At 68.2% G+C, this 17,500-nt stretch carries 16 protein-coding genes and 2 tRNA genes; 12 read left to right on the top strand and 6 right to left on the bottom strand.

What is annotated here, in order from left to right; translation table 11 throughout:
- Window positions 1–60 precede the first annotated feature (60 nt).
- Window positions 61–137 (bottom strand) — tRNA-Ile (locus AB7E83_RS01600).
- A 131-nt stretch (window positions 138–268) separates the two neighbouring features.
- Between AB7E83_RS01600 and AB7E83_RS01595 the strand changes: the two genes are divergently transcribed.
- From AB7E83_RS01595 to AB7E83_RS01580, 4 genes are all read left to right on the top strand, one after another.
- Window positions 269–1,813: an acetolactate synthase large subunit gene (locus AB7E83_RS01595; RefSeq protein WP_428564559.1), complete on the top strand. Its 1,545-nt coding sequence runs from the start codon at window positions 269–271 to the stop codon at window positions 1,811–1,813.
- Between the two features lie 132 nt (window positions 1,814–1,945).
- Window positions 1,946–2,938, top strand: a complete 993-nt coding sequence (locus AB7E83_RS01590; RefSeq protein ID WP_428564556.1) for a Bug family tripartite tricarboxylate transporter substrate binding protein — start codon at window positions 1,946–1,948, stop codon at window positions 2,936–2,938.
- Window positions 2,939–2,989: 51 nt separating this feature from the next.
- Window positions 2,990–3,577: a hypothetical protein gene (locus tag AB7E83_RS01585; protein ID WP_428564553.1), complete on the top strand. Its 588-nt coding sequence runs from the start codon at window positions 2,990–2,992 to the stop codon at window positions 3,575–3,577.
- A 5-nt stretch (window positions 3,578–3,582) separates the two neighbouring features.
- Window positions 3,583–4,407, top strand: coding sequence for an SDR family NAD(P)-dependent oxidoreductase (locus AB7E83_RS01580; protein WP_428564550.1), 825 nt, complete (start codon window positions 3,583–3,585; stop codon window positions 4,405–4,407).
- A gap of 12 nt (window positions 4,408–4,419) precedes the next feature.
- Here AB7E83_RS01580 and AB7E83_RS01575 read toward each other — a convergent pair whose 3' ends face one another.
- Entirely contained in the window at window positions 4,420–5,952 is a 1,533-nt protein-coding gene (locus tag AB7E83_RS01575; protein ID WP_428564736.1) for a long-chain-fatty-acid--CoA ligase, read from the bottom strand.
- A 206-nt stretch (window positions 5,953–6,158) separates the two neighbouring features.
- Here AB7E83_RS01575 and AB7E83_RS01570 point away from each other — a divergent pair, with 206 nt between their 5' ends.
- A complete protein-coding gene (locus AB7E83_RS01570) occupies window positions 6,159–7,130 on the top strand; it encodes a Bug family tripartite tricarboxylate transporter substrate binding protein (RefSeq protein ID WP_428564547.1) in 972 nt (323 codons plus the stop codon).
- A gap of 12 nt (window positions 7,131–7,142) precedes the next feature.
- Here AB7E83_RS01570 and AB7E83_RS01565 read toward each other — a convergent pair whose 3' ends face one another.
- Complete coding sequence (locus AB7E83_RS01565) at window positions 7,143–8,120, bottom strand: Bug family tripartite tricarboxylate transporter substrate binding protein (protein ID WP_428564544.1); 978 nt, start codon at window positions 8,118–8,120, stop codon at window positions 7,143–7,145.
- 138 nt (window positions 8,121–8,258) lie between these two features.
- On the opposite strand from AB7E83_RS01565, the gene AB7E83_RS01560 reads away from it, so the two are divergent.
- Window positions 8,259–8,561, top strand: a complete 303-nt coding sequence (locus AB7E83_RS01560) for a YciI family protein (protein ID WP_428564541.1) — start codon at window positions 8,259–8,261, stop codon at window positions 8,559–8,561.
- A gap of 18 nt (window positions 8,562–8,579) precedes the next feature.
- On the opposite strand, the gene AB7E83_RS01555 is transcribed toward AB7E83_RS01560, so the two are convergent.
- A complete protein-coding gene (locus tag AB7E83_RS01555) occupies window positions 8,580–9,317 on the bottom strand; it encodes a transporter substrate-binding domain-containing protein (protein ID WP_428564538.1) in 738 nt (245 codons plus the stop codon).
- Between the two features lie 90 nt (window positions 9,318–9,407).
- On the opposite strand from AB7E83_RS01555, the gene AB7E83_RS01550 reads away from it, so the two are divergent.
- Window positions 9,408–9,484 (top strand) — tRNA-Arg (locus tag AB7E83_RS01550).
- Between the two features lie 68 nt (window positions 9,485–9,552).
- Here the strand turns inward: AB7E83_RS01550 and AB7E83_RS01545 are convergent.
- Both AB7E83_RS01545 and AB7E83_RS01540 read right to left on the bottom strand, forming a co-directional pair.
- Window positions 9,553–9,753 (bottom strand): hypothetical protein, encoded by a 201-nt coding sequence (locus AB7E83_RS01545; RefSeq protein WP_428564535.1) that lies wholly within the window; start codon window positions 9,751–9,753, stop codon window positions 9,553–9,555.
- Between the two features lie 25 nt (window positions 9,754–9,778).
- Window positions 9,779–10,702 (bottom strand): hypothetical protein, encoded by a 924-nt coding sequence (locus AB7E83_RS01540; protein ID WP_428564532.1) that lies wholly within the window; start codon window positions 10,700–10,702, stop codon window positions 9,779–9,781.
- A gap of 172 nt (window positions 10,703–10,874) precedes the next feature.
- Here AB7E83_RS01540 and AB7E83_RS01535 point away from each other — a divergent pair, with 172 nt between their 5' ends.
- The 5 genes from AB7E83_RS01535 to AB7E83_RS01515 all read left to right on the top strand — a co-directional run bounded on the left by AB7E83_RS01535 (window position 10,875) and on the right by AB7E83_RS01515 (window position 17,467).
- Window positions 10,875–11,954 carry a porin gene (locus AB7E83_RS01535; protein WP_428564529.1) on the top strand — a complete coding sequence of 360 codons (1,080 nt, stop codon included), beginning with the start codon at window positions 10,875–10,877 and terminating at the stop codon, window positions 11,952–11,954.
- Between the two features lie 348 nt (window positions 11,955–12,302).
- Window positions 12,303–13,430, top strand: a complete 1,128-nt coding sequence (wecB, locus tag AB7E83_RS01530) for a non-hydrolyzing UDP-N-acetylglucosamine 2-epimerase (protein WP_428564526.1) — start codon at window positions 12,303–12,305, stop codon at window positions 13,428–13,430.
- Between the two features lie 23 nt (window positions 13,431–13,453).
- A complete protein-coding gene (locus tag AB7E83_RS01525; RefSeq protein WP_428564523.1) occupies window positions 13,454–13,789 on the top strand; it encodes a hypothetical protein in 336 nt (111 codons plus the stop codon).
- A complete protein-coding gene (locus tag AB7E83_RS01520) occupies window positions 13,786–15,423 on the top strand; it encodes a DUF2334 domain-containing protein (RefSeq protein WP_428564520.1) in 1,638 nt (545 codons plus the stop codon). The genes AB7E83_RS01525 and AB7E83_RS01520 overlap by 4 nt, the downstream gene beginning before the upstream one ends.
- A gap of 34 nt (window positions 15,424–15,457) precedes the next feature.
- Window positions 15,458–17,467, top strand: coding sequence for a cellulose biosynthesis cyclic di-GMP-binding regulatory protein BcsB (locus AB7E83_RS01515; protein ID WP_428564517.1), 2,010 nt, complete (start codon window positions 15,458–15,460; stop codon window positions 17,465–17,467).
- Window positions 17,468–17,500: the final 33 nt, after the last annotated feature.

Below are 17,500 nucleotides of genomic sequence, written 5' to 3'. Positions count from 1 at the left end.
CGCCGCCTGCGTTCGAAGTCGTGATGACCCGCCTCGCCGAGGCCGAACGCACATTGCGAATGGTAGGCCGTGCTGGGCTCGAACCAGCGACCAAGGGATTATGAGTCCCCTGCTCTAACCAACTGAGCTAACGGCCCGCCTGCCGCATTGTAGATTCGCGGTCCGCGCGATCGACCCGACGCGCAGGCGATGCGACCGTATGATCCACGGGCCGGACGCTGGATCCGGCGCCATCGAGAAGGACAAGCATGGTCATGGATCGAATCGAATGAACGGCGCCCAAAGCCTCGTTCGAACTCTGGTGGACGCGGGGGTCGAAGTCTGCTTCGCCAACCCCGGCACGTCCGAGATGCATTTCGTCGCGTCGCTCGAAAAGGTCCCGCAGATGCGCTGCGTGCTCGGCCTCTTCGAAGGCGTGGTGACCGGCGCGGCCGACGGCTACTACCGCATGGCCGGCAAGCCCGCGTCGACCCTGCTGCACCTCGGGCCGGGGCTCGGCAACGGCCTCGCCAATCTGCACAACGCGAAGAAGGCGCGCTCCGGCATCGTCAACATCGTGGGCGAGCACGCAACGCACCACCTGCAGCACGACGCGCCCCTCACCACCGACATCGAAGCGATCGCGCGCCCGATGTCCGACTGGGTGCGGACGTCGAAGGACGCCCTGACCGTCGCGGCCGATGGCGCCGCCGCGGTCGCGGCAGCGTCGGGCCGGCCCGGGAAAATCGCGACCCTCATCATGCCGGCCGACGCCGCATGGACCGAAGCGCGCGGACCCGCCGCGCCGCAGGCGCCGAACCCGCCGCCGAAGGTGGGTGAGTCTCCCATCGCGGCGGCCGTGACGGCATTGCGCAAGGGACGCGCGGCCCTGCTGCTCGGCGGCGAGGGCACGCGCGCAGGTGCGCTCGAAGTGGCCGGCCGCATCGCCGCGGCAACGGACTGCGCGGTGCTCACGGAATACGCCGTCGCGCGCGTGGAACGTGGCGCCGGGCGGGTCGAGGCCGTGCGCCTTCCGTATGGCGTGGCCGAGGCCGTCGCGCTGCTGAAGCAGTTCCAGACACTCGTGCTCGTCGGCACGAAGGCGCCCGTGGCCTTCTTCGCCTACCCGAACATGCCGAGCCTCCTGGCCGACCCGGCCTGCGACATCGTCGAACTCGCGGGTCCCGAGGACGACATCACCGGCGCGCTCGATGAACTGGCGAAGTCGCTCGGCGCACAGGCGCTGGCTCCGCGTGGCGTCGCGGCATTGTCGCGGCCCGGCCTGCCCACGGGGCCGCTCACGCCCGAAGGCATCGCGGCCGTCCTGTGCCACCTGATGCCCGTGAACGCCATCGTCGTCGATGAAGCGGTGTCGAGGGGCCGGGGCTTCGGCAAGCTGACGTCGACGGCGGCGCCGCACGACTGGCTGACGACGGTGGGCGGCGCGATCGGTTTCGGCCTGCCCGCGGGCGTGGGCGCGGCGATCGCGGCGCCCGACCGTCCGGTGGTGGTGCTCGAGGGCGACGGCAGCGCGATGTACACGCTGCAGTCGCTCTGGACGATGGCGCGCGAGAGCCTCGACGTGAAGATCCTCGTGTTCGCGAACCGGTCCTACCAGATCCTTCGCGGCGAACTCATGCGCGTCGGTGCGGACGCGCGCGGCGCCGCGGCGCAGGAGATGCTGAGCCTGGAGCGGCCGACGCTCGACTGGCTGGCCTTCGCGCGCGCGCAGGGCCTCGGCGCGTCGCGCGCCGACACGCTGGAGAGCCTCGCGGCCGAGTTCCGCAAGGCGCTCGCGACGCCGGGTCCCTACCTCGTCGAAGTCGTTCTCTGAGCCTTCGCGTCTTTGGCAGGAATGCGGTTGACGCGACGACCGTAGAATGAATCCGCTTCCGGCAAAAGGCGCCGCAAACGCACTTTGGCCGGAAGCAGGGAAAAGCAGTACCCAAGAAAAAATGGAGACAGCATGATCCGAGCTTCCCGACATCGCTTCTACGCGCTCGCGTTCGCATTGGCGGGCCTCTTCGCAGGCACCGCCTTCGCGCAGGCGAACTTCCCCACCAAACCCGTCACCCTCGTCGTGCCCGTCGGCACCGGCGGCGGCACCGACCTCGTGGCGCGGCGCCTGGCCAAGGCGCTGTCGGACAAATGGGGCCAGCCCGTCGTGGTCGAGAACAAGCCGGGTGCGTCCGGCATCATCGGCGCCATGGCGGTCGTGAAGAGCCCGCCCGACGGCTACAACCTGCTGCTGGCCTACGACGGCGCGGTCGTCGCCGCGCCCATCCTGGTCAACCGGCCCGATTACGATCCGGCCACGCAGCTCACGGCGATCTCGCAGGTCTCCACGCAGGGCTATGCGGTGGTGGTCCACCCCTCCGTTCCGGCGAAGAACGTCGCCGAGCTGATCGCCCACATCAAGAAGAAGAACGCGGCCAAGGAGACCTTCGGCTTCGCCACGTCCGCGCCGGGCGCGGCCGATCACCTGAGCGGCGAGGCCCTCAAGATGCAGGCGGGCGTAGACGTCCTCATGGTGCACTACAAGGGCACCGCGCCCGCCATCGCCGACGTCGTGGGCGGGCATGCGCCGTATGGGCACTTCTCGTTCACGGGCGCGTTGCCGCACATCAAGTCGGGCGCGCTGCGCGTGCTGGCCGTGACCTCGGACAAGCGGTCCGCCCTGCTGCCGGACGTGCCCACGGTGGGCGAAACCCTCAAGGGCTACCACTATCACTCCTGGATCGGCGTGTTCGGCCCGGCCGGCATGCCGGCGGCGCTGCGCGAACGCATCAGCAAGGACGTCCACGCGGCGGTCAACTCGCCCGACATGGCCTCGACCATGCTGAGCAATGGCCTGGTGCCGACCGTGTCCGACCCCGCGGCCTTCACCGAGTACGTCCGACAGGACGCGGCGCGGACGGCGGAAGTCATCAAGCGCGCGCAGATCAAGGCCGCGCAGTAAGCTGGACGCCCGCGTTTAGAGGGCGCCCGTTTTTTTTGAAGGAGCATCCCGATGTCACGATCCGAGAATCCGAATTCGATCCGAACTTGTGCCGCGCGGATGATGCGCACCATCGAGGCGTGGGAGCAGGACAGCGACAACGACAAGCTGCGGGAAGGCCTGCTGGAGGCCACCTTGCCGGTGCTGCGCCGCGACGACCTGTACAAGCTGGGCACCAAGCGCCAGGCCAACCACATCGAGAACGCCAAGTGGCTGTACTTCGACGAGGACCTGACGCTGGAGCTGGACCAGTTCCCCAACGGCAAGTTCATCCCGCCGCACGATCATGGCGTGTGGGAGGCCATCGTGGTGTGCAAGGGCACGCTGAAGCACACCGTCTACCAGCGCGTGGACGACGAGAGCGTCGACGGCCATGCCGAGCTCAAGATCGTCGAGGAAGTGCTGATGAAGCCGGGCGAGATCGCGATGGTCGTGCCGCCCAACGACATCCACAGCTTCCAGGCGATGACCGACGACACCTTCGGGCTCACCATCGTGGGCGGCGAATACTCCCCGTACCGGCGCTACTACAACCTCGGCTCGAACACCTATGCCGTGAAGACGCCGCGGGCATTGAAGGAGAGCGGGGCGCTGGCCTGAACGGCATGGACCTCGGACTAAAAAACGCCGCCGTCCTCGTCACCGGCGGCAATCGGGGAATCGGGCGCGCGATCGCGCTCGCTTTCGCGCGCGAAGGCGCGAGGGTGGCCATCTGCGGGCGCGACCCGGCATCGCTCGAGCAGACCCGGGCCGACATTCGCGCGCTCGGCGCCGAATGCGTGGCGCTGCAGGCGGACCTGGGCGACGCGGGCAACTGCATCGGCGTCGTTCAGCGCACCGTGGAGGCATTCGGCGCGCTGAACGTGCTGGTCAACAACGCGTCGATGTCCGCCGACAAGGTTCCTGCGCGCTTCGAGGACATGACCGACGAGCAGGCGATGATGCGCATCAACGGCAAGCTGCTGGTCGCGATGCGCTGCTCGCGTGCCAGCATCGCGCCCATGCGCCTCGCGGGCCACGGCCGCATCATCCACATCGGCGGCACGGCGGCGCGCGACGTCTCCCGCGCCAAGGAAACGCCGGGCAACGGGTCCGGCCTGCCGCAGGGGCTGGGCAATGCGTCCGTCGCCGCGTTCTCGAAGTACCTCGCCGAGGAATTGATCGGCGACAAGATCCTGGTCAATGTCGTGCATCCGCACATCGTGCGCACGGACCGGCACGCGGGCCGCGTCGCTGCGCGGGCGCGCGAACTCGGCGTGAGCGAGGCCGAGGCCGACAAGGCCATCGGCGCGCAGCTTCCGCTGGGCCGCGTGATCGAGGTGGACGAGGTCGCGTCGGTGGTGGTGTTCCTGGCCTCGCGCGCGGCCTCCGCGATCACCGGCCAGGCCATCGCGGTGGATGGCGGCGTGTCGCGCGGGATCGTGTACTAGGAGCCTGGGCTCCTAGACCTGCCGCTCCTGCGCGCGCCAGTACGGCTGCCGCAGCTCGCGCTTGAGGACCTTGCCCGACGCATTGCGCGGCAGGGCGTCGACGAAATCGACGGACTGCGGCGCCTTGAACTTCGCCATGCGTTCGCGCGCGAAGGCGATCAGCGCGTCGGCATCGAGCGCGTGCCCCGCGCGGAGAACCACGACCGCCTTGACGCACTCGCCCCAGCGCGGATCGGGCACGCCGATCACCGCGACCTCGCCGATCGCCGGATGCGCCAGCAGCACTTCCTCGATCTCGCGCGGATAGATGTTGATGCCGCCGGACTTGACCATGTCCTTGATGCGGTCGTGGATGTAGAGGTAGCCGTCGTCGTCGAACCAGCCGGCATCGCCGGTGTGAAGCCAGCCGTCGCGCACGGTCTCGGCCGTCTCGGCCGGCTGCATGAAGTAGCCACGCATCACCTGGGGCGCACGGCAGACGATCTCGCCGGCCGTGCCCGGGGGCACGTCGCGGCCGGCCTCGTCCACCACGCGCACTTCGGCGCCATCGGCACGGCCGCAGGATTTCATGCGCTGCGCCGCCAGCGGCCCGACGTGGTCTTCGGGCCCGAGGTGCGTCACGGCGCCGCAGGTCTCCGTCATGCCGTAGCCGGTGGCGAAGCGGCAGCGGAACACCTCCCGTGTGCGTTGCAGCAGTTCGTAGGGCATCACCCCCGCGCCGTAGAAGATCAGGTCCAGCGACGACAGGTCGGCGCTGCGCGAGGAGGGCGACTCCAGGATCATGTGCAGCATCGACGGCACGAAGAAGATCTTGGTGATGCGCCGCCGCTCGATCGTGCCGATGACCTCCTCGACGTCGAAGCCGTCGAGCAGCACCATCTCCATGCCGAAGTAAAGGCAGCGCAGGCTCACGGTGCTGCCGCCCAGGTGGCACATGGGCATGCACATCAGCAGGCGGTCGCCCTCGTGCCAGATGTCGTGCCGCGCCACGCGCGCGAGGTCGGCCATCAGGTTGCCGTGCGTGAGTTCCACGCCCTTCGGGCGGCCCGTGGTGCCGCTCGTGTAGATCTGCAGGGCCACGTCCCCGGGCCCGGCGGCCATCGGCACCGGGCTGCCCTCGTGCGCGTCGCGCCACTCGTCGAAGGCGGGCCACTGCGCGTGGCCGCCATCAATGGCGACGACGAGCCGCACGCTTGGCAGGTCGGGCAGCATCGATTCGGCCAGTGCGTAGTGGTCGCGGCCGACGAGCAGGATCTCGGTGCCCGCGTGGTTCAGGATGTAGAGCAGCTCGCTCGCGACCAGGCGGTAGTTCACGGGCACCAGCACGGCCCCGCATTTCATGGCGCCGAGCCACGCCTCGAGCTGGGCGGGGTTGTTCTTCGACAGCACGGCGATGCGGCTGCCGGCGCGGATGCCCGCCGACTGCAATGCGCGGGCTACCCGGTTGCTGCGGGCCTCCAGCGCAGCGCAGCGCGTGGATACGCCGCGCCAGTCGAAGGCGATCGCCTCGGGCGTGACGTCGGCGCGGCGGCGAACGACGTCGATGATGGTGCGGGCTGGCGTGGACAGCTTGCTCTCCCTGGATGCGGGTTGTGGTGGCCGCCGCCATCCTAGGCGTCCCGCGCGTTCGGGACAAATTGGATTAACTGAAGCATTGTTCAGGATTGAAGAGTCCTTCAGATTATTTGATTTGTCCCGCGGGCAGCCGAAACCTAGGATGCTCCGACTCGAACTCCATGAGACAGCGCCGTATGCATTCCATCACCCGCCGGACCTTCTGCCTTGCCGGTGCGGCAGCCACGTTGCCGCTCGGCGCGGCGGCCCAGGCGCCCGCCTTCCCCACGCGGCCCGTCACGATCCTCCTGCCCGCCCCCGGCGGATCGACCGGCGACGTGGTGGCGCGGCTGATCGCTTCGAAACTCTCGGAGGAATGGAAGCAGCCGGTCATCGTCGACTTCAAGCCGGGCGCCTCGGGGATGATCGGGTCCGCCTACGTGGCCCGCTCGAATCCGGATGGCCACACGATCCTCCTCGGCTTCAGCCAGCTGGTGCAGGCGCCGTCGCTCTACAGCAAGCTCGAATACGATGTCCTGAAGGACTTCACCGCGCTGGGCCGCGTCAACGACATTCCCCTCGTGCTCGTGACGTCCGATGCCGGCATTTCCTCGCTGCAGGATTTCGTCGCCAAGGGCCGGGCCGCGCCCGGCAAGTACAGCTACGGAAGCTACGGCAACGGCACCACCGCGCACATCTACGGCGAGCTGCTGAACCAGCGCCACAACCTGAAGGCGGTGCATATCCCGTACAAGGGCACGGGCCTGCTGATGACGGACATGCTGGCAGGACATGTCACGCTGGGTATTCTCGACCTGGCCGCAACGCTTGCGCAGAACCGCACCGGCAAGGTCAAGCCGCTCGCGATCACCGGCAGCAAGCGCTCGCCGCACCTGCCCGACGTGCCGACGTTCCTCGAGCTGGGTTATCCCGAGCTGTCGCTGGCTGGCTGGTTCGGCCTCTTCGTGCCGTCCGGCGTGCCGGCCCCGCTCGCCGAGCGCATGCGCGCCAGCGTGGAGCGCGTCGCGCGCCTGCCGGAAGTTCAGGAGAAGCTGGCCGCCGCAGGCCTGGAGCCCGTCGCGGGCCCCGAGGACTTTCCGCGCAAGCTGCGCAACGACATCGAGTACTGGAAGAAGGCCGTGGCCGTGACGGGCGTCAAGATCGATTGACGCCCGGCGCGTTCACTGCGGCTGGATGTTCGCGTCCGCCGCGCTGCGCGTCCACTTCACGATCTCGCCCGCGATGAACGCGCGCAAGGGCTCGGGCGCGAGCGGCATGGGCGCCATGCCCAGCGAGGCGAGCTTCTCGCTCATGCCCGGCTGGCTGAGCGCCTGGATCGCGGCCGCGGACAGCTTGTCGGCCACGTCCTTCGGCATGCCGGCCGGGCCGACCAGCGCGAACCACGCCGGGTAGTCGAAGCCGGAGCCGGGAAGCACTTCCATGACCGAGGGCCAGTCCGGCACCAGCGGGCTGCGCTTGGCCGTGGTCACGGCGAGGGGGCGCAACGAGCCGGCCTTGGCGTGCGTCATGGCGTTGGCCAGGTCGATCCACGACGCGTCGATGGTGCCGCCGATCATGTCGGTGATGATCGCGGGGATGCCCTTGTAGGGGACGGCCAGCACGTTCGTCCCGGCCACCTTGTCGAACGCGGCGATCTGCACCTGCACCACGCTCGCCGCGTAGCCCACGGACACCTTACCGGGGTTCTGCTTGGCATGCGAGATGAATTCCTGCAGCGTCTTCGCCGGATGGCTGGGCCGGACCATCAGCACGAGGGTCGTGGCGCCGAAGCCGGCGATGGGCGTGAAATCGCGCCGCGGGTCGTAGGGCACGTTCTTCACGAGCGCCATGTTGATGGCCAGCGTGGAGACCGATGCGAACAGGAGCGTGTGGCCATCCGGCGCGGCGCGGACCACGTCCATCGCGCCGATGACGGTGCCGCCGCCCGCCTTGTTGTCGACGATGAAGGACTGCCCGCCGAGCAGCTGGCTCATCTGCTGGCCGAGCGTGCGTGCGGACTGGTCCGTCGCGGTGCCCGCCGGCAGAGGCACGACGATGCGAACCGGGCGGCCCGGGTTCAGTTGCGCCAGCGCTTTCGTGCCGGTGAATGCCAGCATCGCGACGGCGCTGAGGGCCTTGAGAAGGAATCGTTTTTTCATCGGGACTTCATCGTTGTTCGCCGGGCAATGCGCCCGCGAAGCATGGTGCGCGAAGCGGGCGGCGAACGTGAGCGCGCTTTCCCGCATGGACGGCGTCATCCCCCGTCCCTACGATCGCGCTCCGGGATCCTTCACACCATGCACTACCTGCTGTTCTACACCGTCACCAAGACCGACTTCACCGAACGCCGGGCGAAGATCAAGGACGAACACCTGCGCTGGGCGCTCGATGCGTACGACCGCGGCGAGCTGCTGCAGGGCGGCTCGCTCGGCAACCCGCCGACGGAGGGCTCCGTGCTCTGGTTCAAGGGCGATTCGCCGAAAGTGGCGGAGGATTTCGCGCGGGGCGACCCCTACGTGCGCGATGGGCTCGTCACGGAATGGGTGGTGAAGCAGTGGAACACGGGCCTGGGCCCGGATGCCGCCGCTCCTCCGCGCTGATCGGCGCCGAGCCTTCGTTCAGCGACCCGGGCCTGTCGCCACCCGCGCGCCCTGGATGCCGTGCCGCTCGAGCGCGGCGCCGATGAATCCGCCTTCGATCATTTCCTGTGCGAACTGCTCCAGGTACGCCTGCGTCGCTGCACCGCAACGTCGGGGCAGCGCCATGGCCTGCCCGACGCCGGGGAAACCGCCCTCGAGCATGCGCAGCCCGGGCGTGCGTTCCGCGGTGACGATCAGCGACGGCTTGATCCCCGCCAGGGCTGCCAGGCCCTGATGCTGCAGGAATGCATCGAGCACCTTGGCTTGCTCGCGCACGCGAACGATGGTCGCGTGCCGCAGCGTGCGGGTGAGGTAGAGGTCGTATGCACTCGTCTCGAAGACGAAGACGGTGCATCCCGTCTGGTCGACGTCGTCGCCCCGCACGAGCGGCGAGTTGTCGCGCGCGACGTAGCCGCACTCGATTTCGACATACGGACGTGTGAAATGGACCTCCTGCGCGCGCAGCGGGTCGACGGCGAAGAAGCTCAGGTCGGCGTCGCCCGCGGCGAGCACCCGCAGCGCCTTGCCCGGCGTGTCGCATTCCTCGAACGCGACGTCGAGTCCGAGCCGGCGCGCGAGTTCGCGCGAGAGGTCGATGGTGACGCCCGCGGGGCGCTCCGAGGTCGTCCGGCTGGCGGCGAGCACGCCATTGGCGGAGTTCAGCGCCACGCGAAGGCGGCCGGTGGGGGCGAGGTCCTGGAGGAGGTCGTTGGGCAAGGGCATGCGGTGTTGTAGCACTGCGGAGCCGGCGGCGTCCGTGGGCGGCTTCGCCAGGTCCTCGCGGAGCCTGTTATACTTGCGGGCTCAGCGGCTGTAGCTCAGTTGGATAGAGTACTTGGCTACGAACCAAGGGGTCGTGGGTTCGAATCCTGCCAGCCGCGCCACTCTCTACAGAGGGGAATCACGTGAAAGCGTGATTCCCCTTTTTTCGTAGATGTCGATGACGATCCGCTCAGCGGCCATCACGCAGACGCCGCACTGCCGCGATGGCGCCGCCCCGCGGGTTGGGCCTGACGTCGGCCGTCGCGGCGCGTAGCCGCTGCAGCGCGGCCATCGCCTTCTTCCCGTACAGAGGGAACACAGCGTTCACATGGATGCTGGCAGGCTCCTCCGGCGTCGCGGCGGTGCGATTGCGCGCGGGGGTGGCAGGCACGGCAATGCCCTCGCAGCGCGTCTTGCTATGAAAGTAACCCATGCTGCAATGGCGCCCGGTGCTCGCGCACCTTCGAGACGATGTGCTCCAGCTTCAGCCCGTTGTCCGTGATGCTCTGCACGCGGCGCAGGTCGACGATCAGCACGTCGCCCTTGCCGAATCGCTCCTGCCCCGACGCGATCCTCTCGAGAAAGTCCCTGTCCGCGATCTCTGCGAAGAACGAGACGGCCCCGTCGTGGAAGCGCCACTTGTTGTCTTCCTTGAAGACGGCGGACTCGATCTGGAGCAGAACGTTCTCCGTCAGGGTGTCGGATACGACGTCGGGCGAGCCGGCGGCCAGTTCGAAGAACCGGGCCTCCTCCTTGGTGACCACCGCCTCCGTCACGCCTCCTCGCCCCGTCGCGAACAGGTCGATGCCTTCGCGCTCGAGTGGCTTCACGACCTTGGCCAGGGATTGCCGCACGATTCGGCTCTGGTACAGGCGACCCGTGATCAGGTCGACTTCGAATGTCTCGACGCTCTCCGAGCCGCGAAGCTCGAACACCGTCGTGTCGCCAGTGATCCTGATGCTGGTTGGCCTGCGCCCGCGCAGCCACTTGATGACGTCGATCAGCCCCTTGCCGGCGGCTCCCAGCAGTCCGAGCCCACCGAGAATGCCGAAGAGATTGGCCGAGGCGGAGGCGGTCGGGCCGGAAAAAATCGCGACCAGCTGGTCCTTCATCGATTGCAAGGCAACGAGATCGATCGCGAAGCACCCGCCCTTGAAATCGCCCTTGACGTGGACGCGAACGTCCGAAGCGTCGGGAAACACCGCACGGTTCGCCTCCTCCAGGAGGTTCGAAAGGGCCAGGAGCGCGGGTGCCAGTTCACGCACATCCATCTCGTGGCTCGACAACGCGGGTCCGTCGTATTTGATGGAGAAATGCACCGTTGCCGTCATGTCGTTCATTCTAGGATTCCCCCTCGTCCGTAAAGTCCAGCAGCCGAAGATATCCCGCCCCACCCGCCGTTTCACCCCCGCCACACCCAGCCTTTCGTCTGGTCTCGATACCCCACGACCTCCCCTAGCATCGCGGCGCAATCCTGCACCACGTTCCGCACACTGAAGGAGAGAGGGAATGATGAAGAGATCGATGCTGGCCGCCGCGTTGGCGATTCTTGCCGGGGGCGCCGCGAACGCGCAGTCGTCCGTGACGATGTTCGGCCTGGTCGACGTGGGCTACGCGCACCTGTCCGGGCGCAACAACGGAAGCCTGAGCATCCTCGGTCCCGATGGTTACCAATCCAGCCGCCTCGGCTTCCGGGGCGTCGAGGACCTCGGCGGCGGGCTGCGCGCGAGCTTCTGGCTCGAAGCGGCCCTCACGCCCGACGACGGCCAGGGCGGCGCGACCAACAGCAACAACCAGCCGAGCGGCGCGGGCGCCGCGACCGCGGGCCGCCAGGGCCTCACGTTCAATCGCCGCTCCACCGTGAGCATCGCCGGCTCCTGGGGCGAAGTCCGCCTCGGCCGCGACTACGTCCCCGGCTTCTGGAACCTGTCCGCGTTCAACCCGTTCGGAACCAACGGCGTCGGCAGCTCCGGCCACCTGTTCTACCCGGTGCAGGGCGCGGCGCGCGTGACCAACGTCCGCGCTTCCAACTCCTTCGGCTACATCCTGCCGGGCAACCTCAACGGGTTCTACGGGCAGGCGATGTACGCCCTGGGCGAGAACGCGTCGAACGCCGGCGCGACGGAAGACGATGGCGACGTGCTGGGCTTCCGTCTCGGCTGGGCCAGCGGCAAGTTCGACGCCGCCTTCGGCGTGACGCGCACCGAGATCGCGGCCCTGGGCGACCTGCGCCAGACGAACTTCGGCGCGAGCTACGACTTCGGCATGGCCAAGCCCATGGTCCTCATCAACGAGAACCGCACGGGCGCGACGCGCACGCGCACCTGGCTCATCGGCGCGACCGTGCCCGCCTTCGGCATCGGCATGTTCCGCGCGGCCTACAGCCGCGTGAACACGTCGGCCGTCGCGAACGACGCCGATCAGTGGGCGCTCGGCTACGTCCACAATCTGTCGAAGCGGACGGCCGTGTACGCCAACTGGTCGCGCGTTTCCAACAAGGCAGGCGGCACGAACTATCACAACGGCCGCGCCACCACGGCGCCCGGCGGCTCGTCGACGGGCTACGAACTCGGCTTGCGTCACACGTTCTAAACCCCGGCCGACGCCTCTGGCGTCAAGGGCGGATCGAGCAGCCCGGCAGTCGCGCAGACTGCCGGGCTGCCTTTTTTTTGAGCCGAAGAAGCGCGCCTCGGCGGTAGGCACTGTCCTACTTGCATTTGCGCGCTGCACCCTCCATTGCGTACCCGTTACAAAACCTACATTGATCTGGCGTTTGATACATCCGCGGACGCCGGGACCCGGCACCGCAGCGTGATTTAGTCGCGGACCGTCCCCACGGCCTGTATCGAAACGTAGGTCGCTCCGCGCGCAGCAGTTGCGCGGGAGCGGTTGACAAAGCAGTACCGGTCGACAGGCCGGCGGGTCAGGGAGGCCCAGGTCGTGGACAAGCCCCTCATCGGCATCGTGTGCGGTACACGGCCGGAAATCATCAAGCTCGCCCCGGTGTATCACGCGCTCCGCGCGCGTCAATGGGCCCGTGTGGTCTGGGTCCACACCGGACAACATTCCGACATGGCGGAGGACATGCTCCGCTGCTTCGACATCGTGCCGGACGTGCGCCTCACGCGCTCCGGCGCGTCGCTCGAGCAGTTCAGCATCGAGTGCCGCACGCAGCTCGATGCGCTCATGGCCGCCGAGAAGTGGGACATGTGCATCGTGCAAGGCGACACGGAGAGCGCGTTCCTTGGCGCGCTCACCGCGTTCTACCGGCGCGTGCCGGTCGCGCACGTCGAAGCCGGCCTGCGCACCTACAACCTCGACCGACCGTTCCCCGAGGAAGGCCTGCGCCAGATGATCAGCCGCATCACGCGGCTGCACTTCGCGCCCACGCAGCGCGCGGTCGATGCGCTCATGAAGGAAGGCATCGCGCCCGAAGGCGTGCATATGACGGGCAACACCGTCGTGGACGCGCAGCACTGGACCTGCGAGCGCTACGGCATCAAGCGCCTGCCCGGCGCAACGAAGGGCCCGATCCTGGTCACCGTGCATCGCCGCGAGCACTGGGGCCAGGAGATGGAGGACATCTTCCACGCCGTGGCCGACATCGCACGCGCCAATCCGCAGACGCAGGTGCGATTCCCCATCCACCTCAATCCGGTGGTGCAGCGCGCGGCGCGCAGCATCCTCGAAGGGCTGCCCAACGTCGAACTGAGCGCGCCCTTCGACTACCTCGAGATGCAGCAGGCGCTGGCCGACGCGTCGATGATCCTCACCGACTCCGGCGGCCTGCAGGAAGAGGCGCCGACCTTCGGCGTGCCCGTGCTCGTGCTGCGCCACGAGACGGAGCGGCCCGAGGCGGTGGACGCCGGCTGCGCCGCACTGATCGGCCCGCACCGCGAGGCCATCGTGCGGGAAGTGCAGCGGCTGTCGAGCGACGAGCTCGCGTATCGCCGCATGCAGGCCACCACGAATCCATTCGGCGACGGCCGGTCGGCCCAGAAGATCGCGGATCTCCTGGCTGCCGAGCTGATCGACGCCACCTCCGCGGCCCAGGCGGCCGCGGCATGAAAAGTCAACAGGGAGAGAAGTCCATGCGTACGTTCAGACTCGCCGTCCTTGCCGCCTCGGCCTTGATGGCCCTCGGCGCGCAGGCGCAAACCGTGAAGCCCCCGCCGCGGCCGCCAGGCTCGGACCGGATCCAGCTCGATGCGGGGGTCAACCCCGAAGAGCGCAAGCGCCACATTCGCGCCCACCATCACAAGGGGCATCACAAGAAGGACGTCACGCGCGACGACCGCATGGACCGCAAGGCCGAACGGGAAGAGCGGAAGGAAGACCGCAAGGAAGCGCGCGACGAACGCCGCGAGGATCGCCGGGACAACCGCAACGACAACCGCAACGACAACCGCGGAGGTGCCAAGCGATGAACCGCCTGATGCGAATTTTCCTCTGCGCCGCGAGCCTGTTGATGGCATTCGCCGCGCCCGTGCAAGCCCAGGCCGTGCCCAAGGTCCTCGTCGTGTACGACGCGCCTCCCGGCACCGAGTTCGAGAAGCTCGGCATGGGCTACGGGATCATGCTGAAGAACCTCATGGGCCACTTCAACGCCCAGACCGACCTGCTGCCGGTGCATCAGTACACCGCCGGCAAGATGGCCGGCTACGACGCGACGTTCTACATGGGCGCGTACTACGACAACCAGCTGCCGCCCGCGTTCCTCGGCGACGCGATGGCGACGCAGAAGACCATGGTGTGGTTCAAGTACAACCTGTGGCAGCTCGCGTGGAACGCGGCGTACAACTTCCAGGCGAACAAGGGTTTCGGCTTCAACGGCCTGCGCGGCCTGAACGCGGCGCCGAGTTCGTCGAATCCGCGTCCCGGCTTCTTCGACACGGTGAGCTACAAGAGCCTGAACTTCGTCAAGTACTACGAGTACGACGCGGCGCGCAACGTCGTGGCGGCGGACCCCGACATCGGCGTGACCGGCATCACCGACCCGGCGCGCGCGCAGGCGGTGGTCACCGTGAGCAACCCCAAGACCGGCGAGGCCGCGCCGTACATCGTTCGCTCGGGCAATTTCTGGTACGTGGCCGACATGCCGTTCAGCTACATCGGCCCGCGCGACCGCTACATCGTCATGACCGACATCCTGCACGACATGCTGGGCATCAACCATGCGCAGAACCACCGCGCGATGATCCGCCTGGAAGACGTGGGCGCCCTCGTGTCGGTCGATGCGATGACGAAGCTGTCGGACCACCTGCACGCGAAGAAGATTCCTTTCTCGGTGGCCGCGATCCCCTACTACGTCGATTCGCTCGGCGCATACAACGGAGGCGTTCCTCAGTACGTGCCGCTGTCGCGGGCGACCAATCTGCGCCGCTCGCTCGACCATGCGGTGTCCCGCGGCGGCGAGATCGTGATGCACGGCTACACGCACCAGTACGGCAAGCAGAAGAACCCGCACACGGGCGTGAGCGGCGACGACTACGAGTTCTGGGACATCGTGGCGAACACGCCGGTGCCCGAGGACTCGGTGCAGTGGGTCAGCAACCGCCTGCAGAGCGGCCTGAACGATCTGCGCAACCACGGCTACAACGTGGTGGCCTGGGAGGCGCCGCACTACCACGCGTCGGCGATCACCTCGAAGACGGCCGCCGGCATGTTCCCGACGACCTACCAGCGCGTCGTGTACTTCACCGCCGACAAGCCGAACCTCGCGGGAACGCGCAGCAAGGACTTCGCGGTGGGCCAGATCTTCCCGTACCTGATCCACAAGGATCACTACGGCCAGCGCGTGCTGCCCGAGAGCATCGGCAACATCGAGTACGACATCCGCCACATCGACCCGACCTCCTACTACAACTACACGTGGCAGGACATCGTGACGAATGCGCAGTACGGCAAGGTCGTGCGCGACGGTTTCGCCTCCTTCTTCTTCCACCCCTTCTGGCTCGAGCCCGAGCTCGGCGTGCCGGGGTTCGAGGACTTCAAGAAGGCGCTCGATGGCATCACGCAGCTCGGCTACACCTGGGTGGCGCCGAGCGCGGTCAAGAACTGATCACCACCCAGCCTGCCTACAAGGAAACGCTTCCATGAACTCCTTGCTCCTTCGCACAGCGTCTCCCGCGCCGCAGTTCGGGCGCTTCCTTGCCACCGTGGCGCTGCTCGCGCCGCTGCTGGGCTTCGCGCAACAGGCGTCCGCCCAGTCCGCGGCGCCTGCGGCGGCGGCCGCGTCGCAGGTCGCGGTGGCGCCCGCCGCCGCGCCCGGACAGGGCGCGTGGCTGCCGCGCGCCTTCACCCTGCAGGACCTGGGCTTCACCGGCCCGGTCGTGCTCGGCTACCCGGACCAGATCCGTGAGTTCTACCTGCCGGTTCCGCCCGGCATCAACCTCAACAACGCGACGCTGCAGCTCGATGCGACCTACGTGCGCGCCGACGGCGGCCGCACCACGATGATCGTCGCGGTCGACGGCACGCCGGTGAACGCGCGTCCGTTCACGGCGGAGAGGGGCGATGCCAGCATCGTCATCCCGCTCGACAACAAGCCGCGTCCGAGCGGCTTCATCCGCGTCACCATCGACTGGCGCACGGCCGTCGCGCGGGAGAACACCTGCGCCGATGCGCGCACGCCGGGCAACCTGCTGCGCATCGAGCCGACTTCCCGATTCACCTTCCAGTACGACGGCAACGGCATCGCCGACCTGACGACCGCGTGGTCGTCGCTGCCGCCGCAGCCGGTCGTCGTGGTGGCGGGCAACAAGCTCTCGGCCGCATCGTACGACTCCGCCTGGCGCGTCGGCGTCGCGCTCGAGCGTGCCGGCAAGCGCCCGCAGATCCGCACGATGCCGCTGCCCCCGAACACGGTGGCCGACGTGGTGATCGCGGAGCAAGGGCAGGGCGGCATCGGCGCGAGCGAAGTGCGCCTCGCGCCGTTCCAGGGCCGCCCGACGATCTTCGTCGCGCCCGATGCCGGCGCGAAGGCCGCCGGCCTCTTCAGCCAGATCTGGCAGCACGCCGCCGCCGGCACGAGCCTGGTGGTGAACGCGGCCGACGAGCCGAAGAACGACAAGACCGCGGTGTCGCTGAAGTACCTCGGGGCCAAGCCGGCGAGCTTCGACGTGCTGTCGCACGCCGACTGGAACGCGACCTTCGACATCGGCGCCGTGGCCGCCGACGGGCGCGGCCCGGGCACGCTGGTGATGGACGTCGCCGCGTCGCCGTCCGCCGCGCGCACGCCGCCCATCGTGTCCGTATTCATGAACGAAGTGCTGCTGGGCGCCAAGGAGATGGAGGCGACGGGCCGCCGCGAGCGCATCGTCGCGCCGATCCCGCGCTACGCGCTTGCCGCCCGCAACGTGGTGCGCGTGTCCTTCACGCGCCAGCTCGCGAGCGACCGCTGCCGCGAGACGCCCGAGCCGTATCCGGTCTCCGTGCTCGCGTCGAGCCACATGCTGCTCGACAAGATCGAGCCGGCCGGCGACTTCACGGGCCTCATGTCGAGCTTCGCCAACGGCGGCACGCTGCTCGTGCCCGCCTCGCACCTGAACGACGCGCCCGGCACGCTGCCGCGCGTGATCCGGCTCGCGTCGAGCACCGGCATCTCGCCGTCCAAGGCCAAGTTCCAGGCGGTCGAGGGCAACTCGCCGAAGATCGACGGTCCCTTCCTGGCCGTGGACGTCGCGATGAAGGACGCCGACAAGAGCGAGGTGAAGGCCGAGAACGGGCGCCTGTACCTCTCCGGCTCCAGCGACAAGCCGCTGATCGACGTGCGCGGCCTCAACAAGGTCGGCGTGCTGGAAGTCACCAAGGCCGATGGCCAGATGGGCGCGGTCTACCGCACGCTCGGCGCGGAGGCGCCGCCGATGGACAAGCCGATCCAGCTGTCCGACGGCAACGTCGCGATCATGGGCAACAACGGCCTGCGCACCGAAGTCAACACGCACGACCCGTCGGGGCAGGGCGCGTTGCGCGAGGCGCGTCCGTCGATCTTCGAGCGCAGCTACTGGTGGCTGGTGCCGATCCTGCTCGTCGCCTTCTTCGTCGCCCTGCTGGTGTACGCGAGCCGCGCACGCCGCCGCAAGAGCGCCGCGGCCGACCACTGACACCTCGAACGACCGGAAGAGGCTTCATAGAAA

It is taken from the genome of Ramlibacter sp., from assembly GCF_050250995.1.
Lineage (GTDB): Bacteria > Pseudomonadota > Gammaproteobacteria > Burkholderiales > Burkholderiaceae_C > Ramlibacter.
This window is presented reverse-complemented; position numbering and strand designations above follow the sequence as displayed.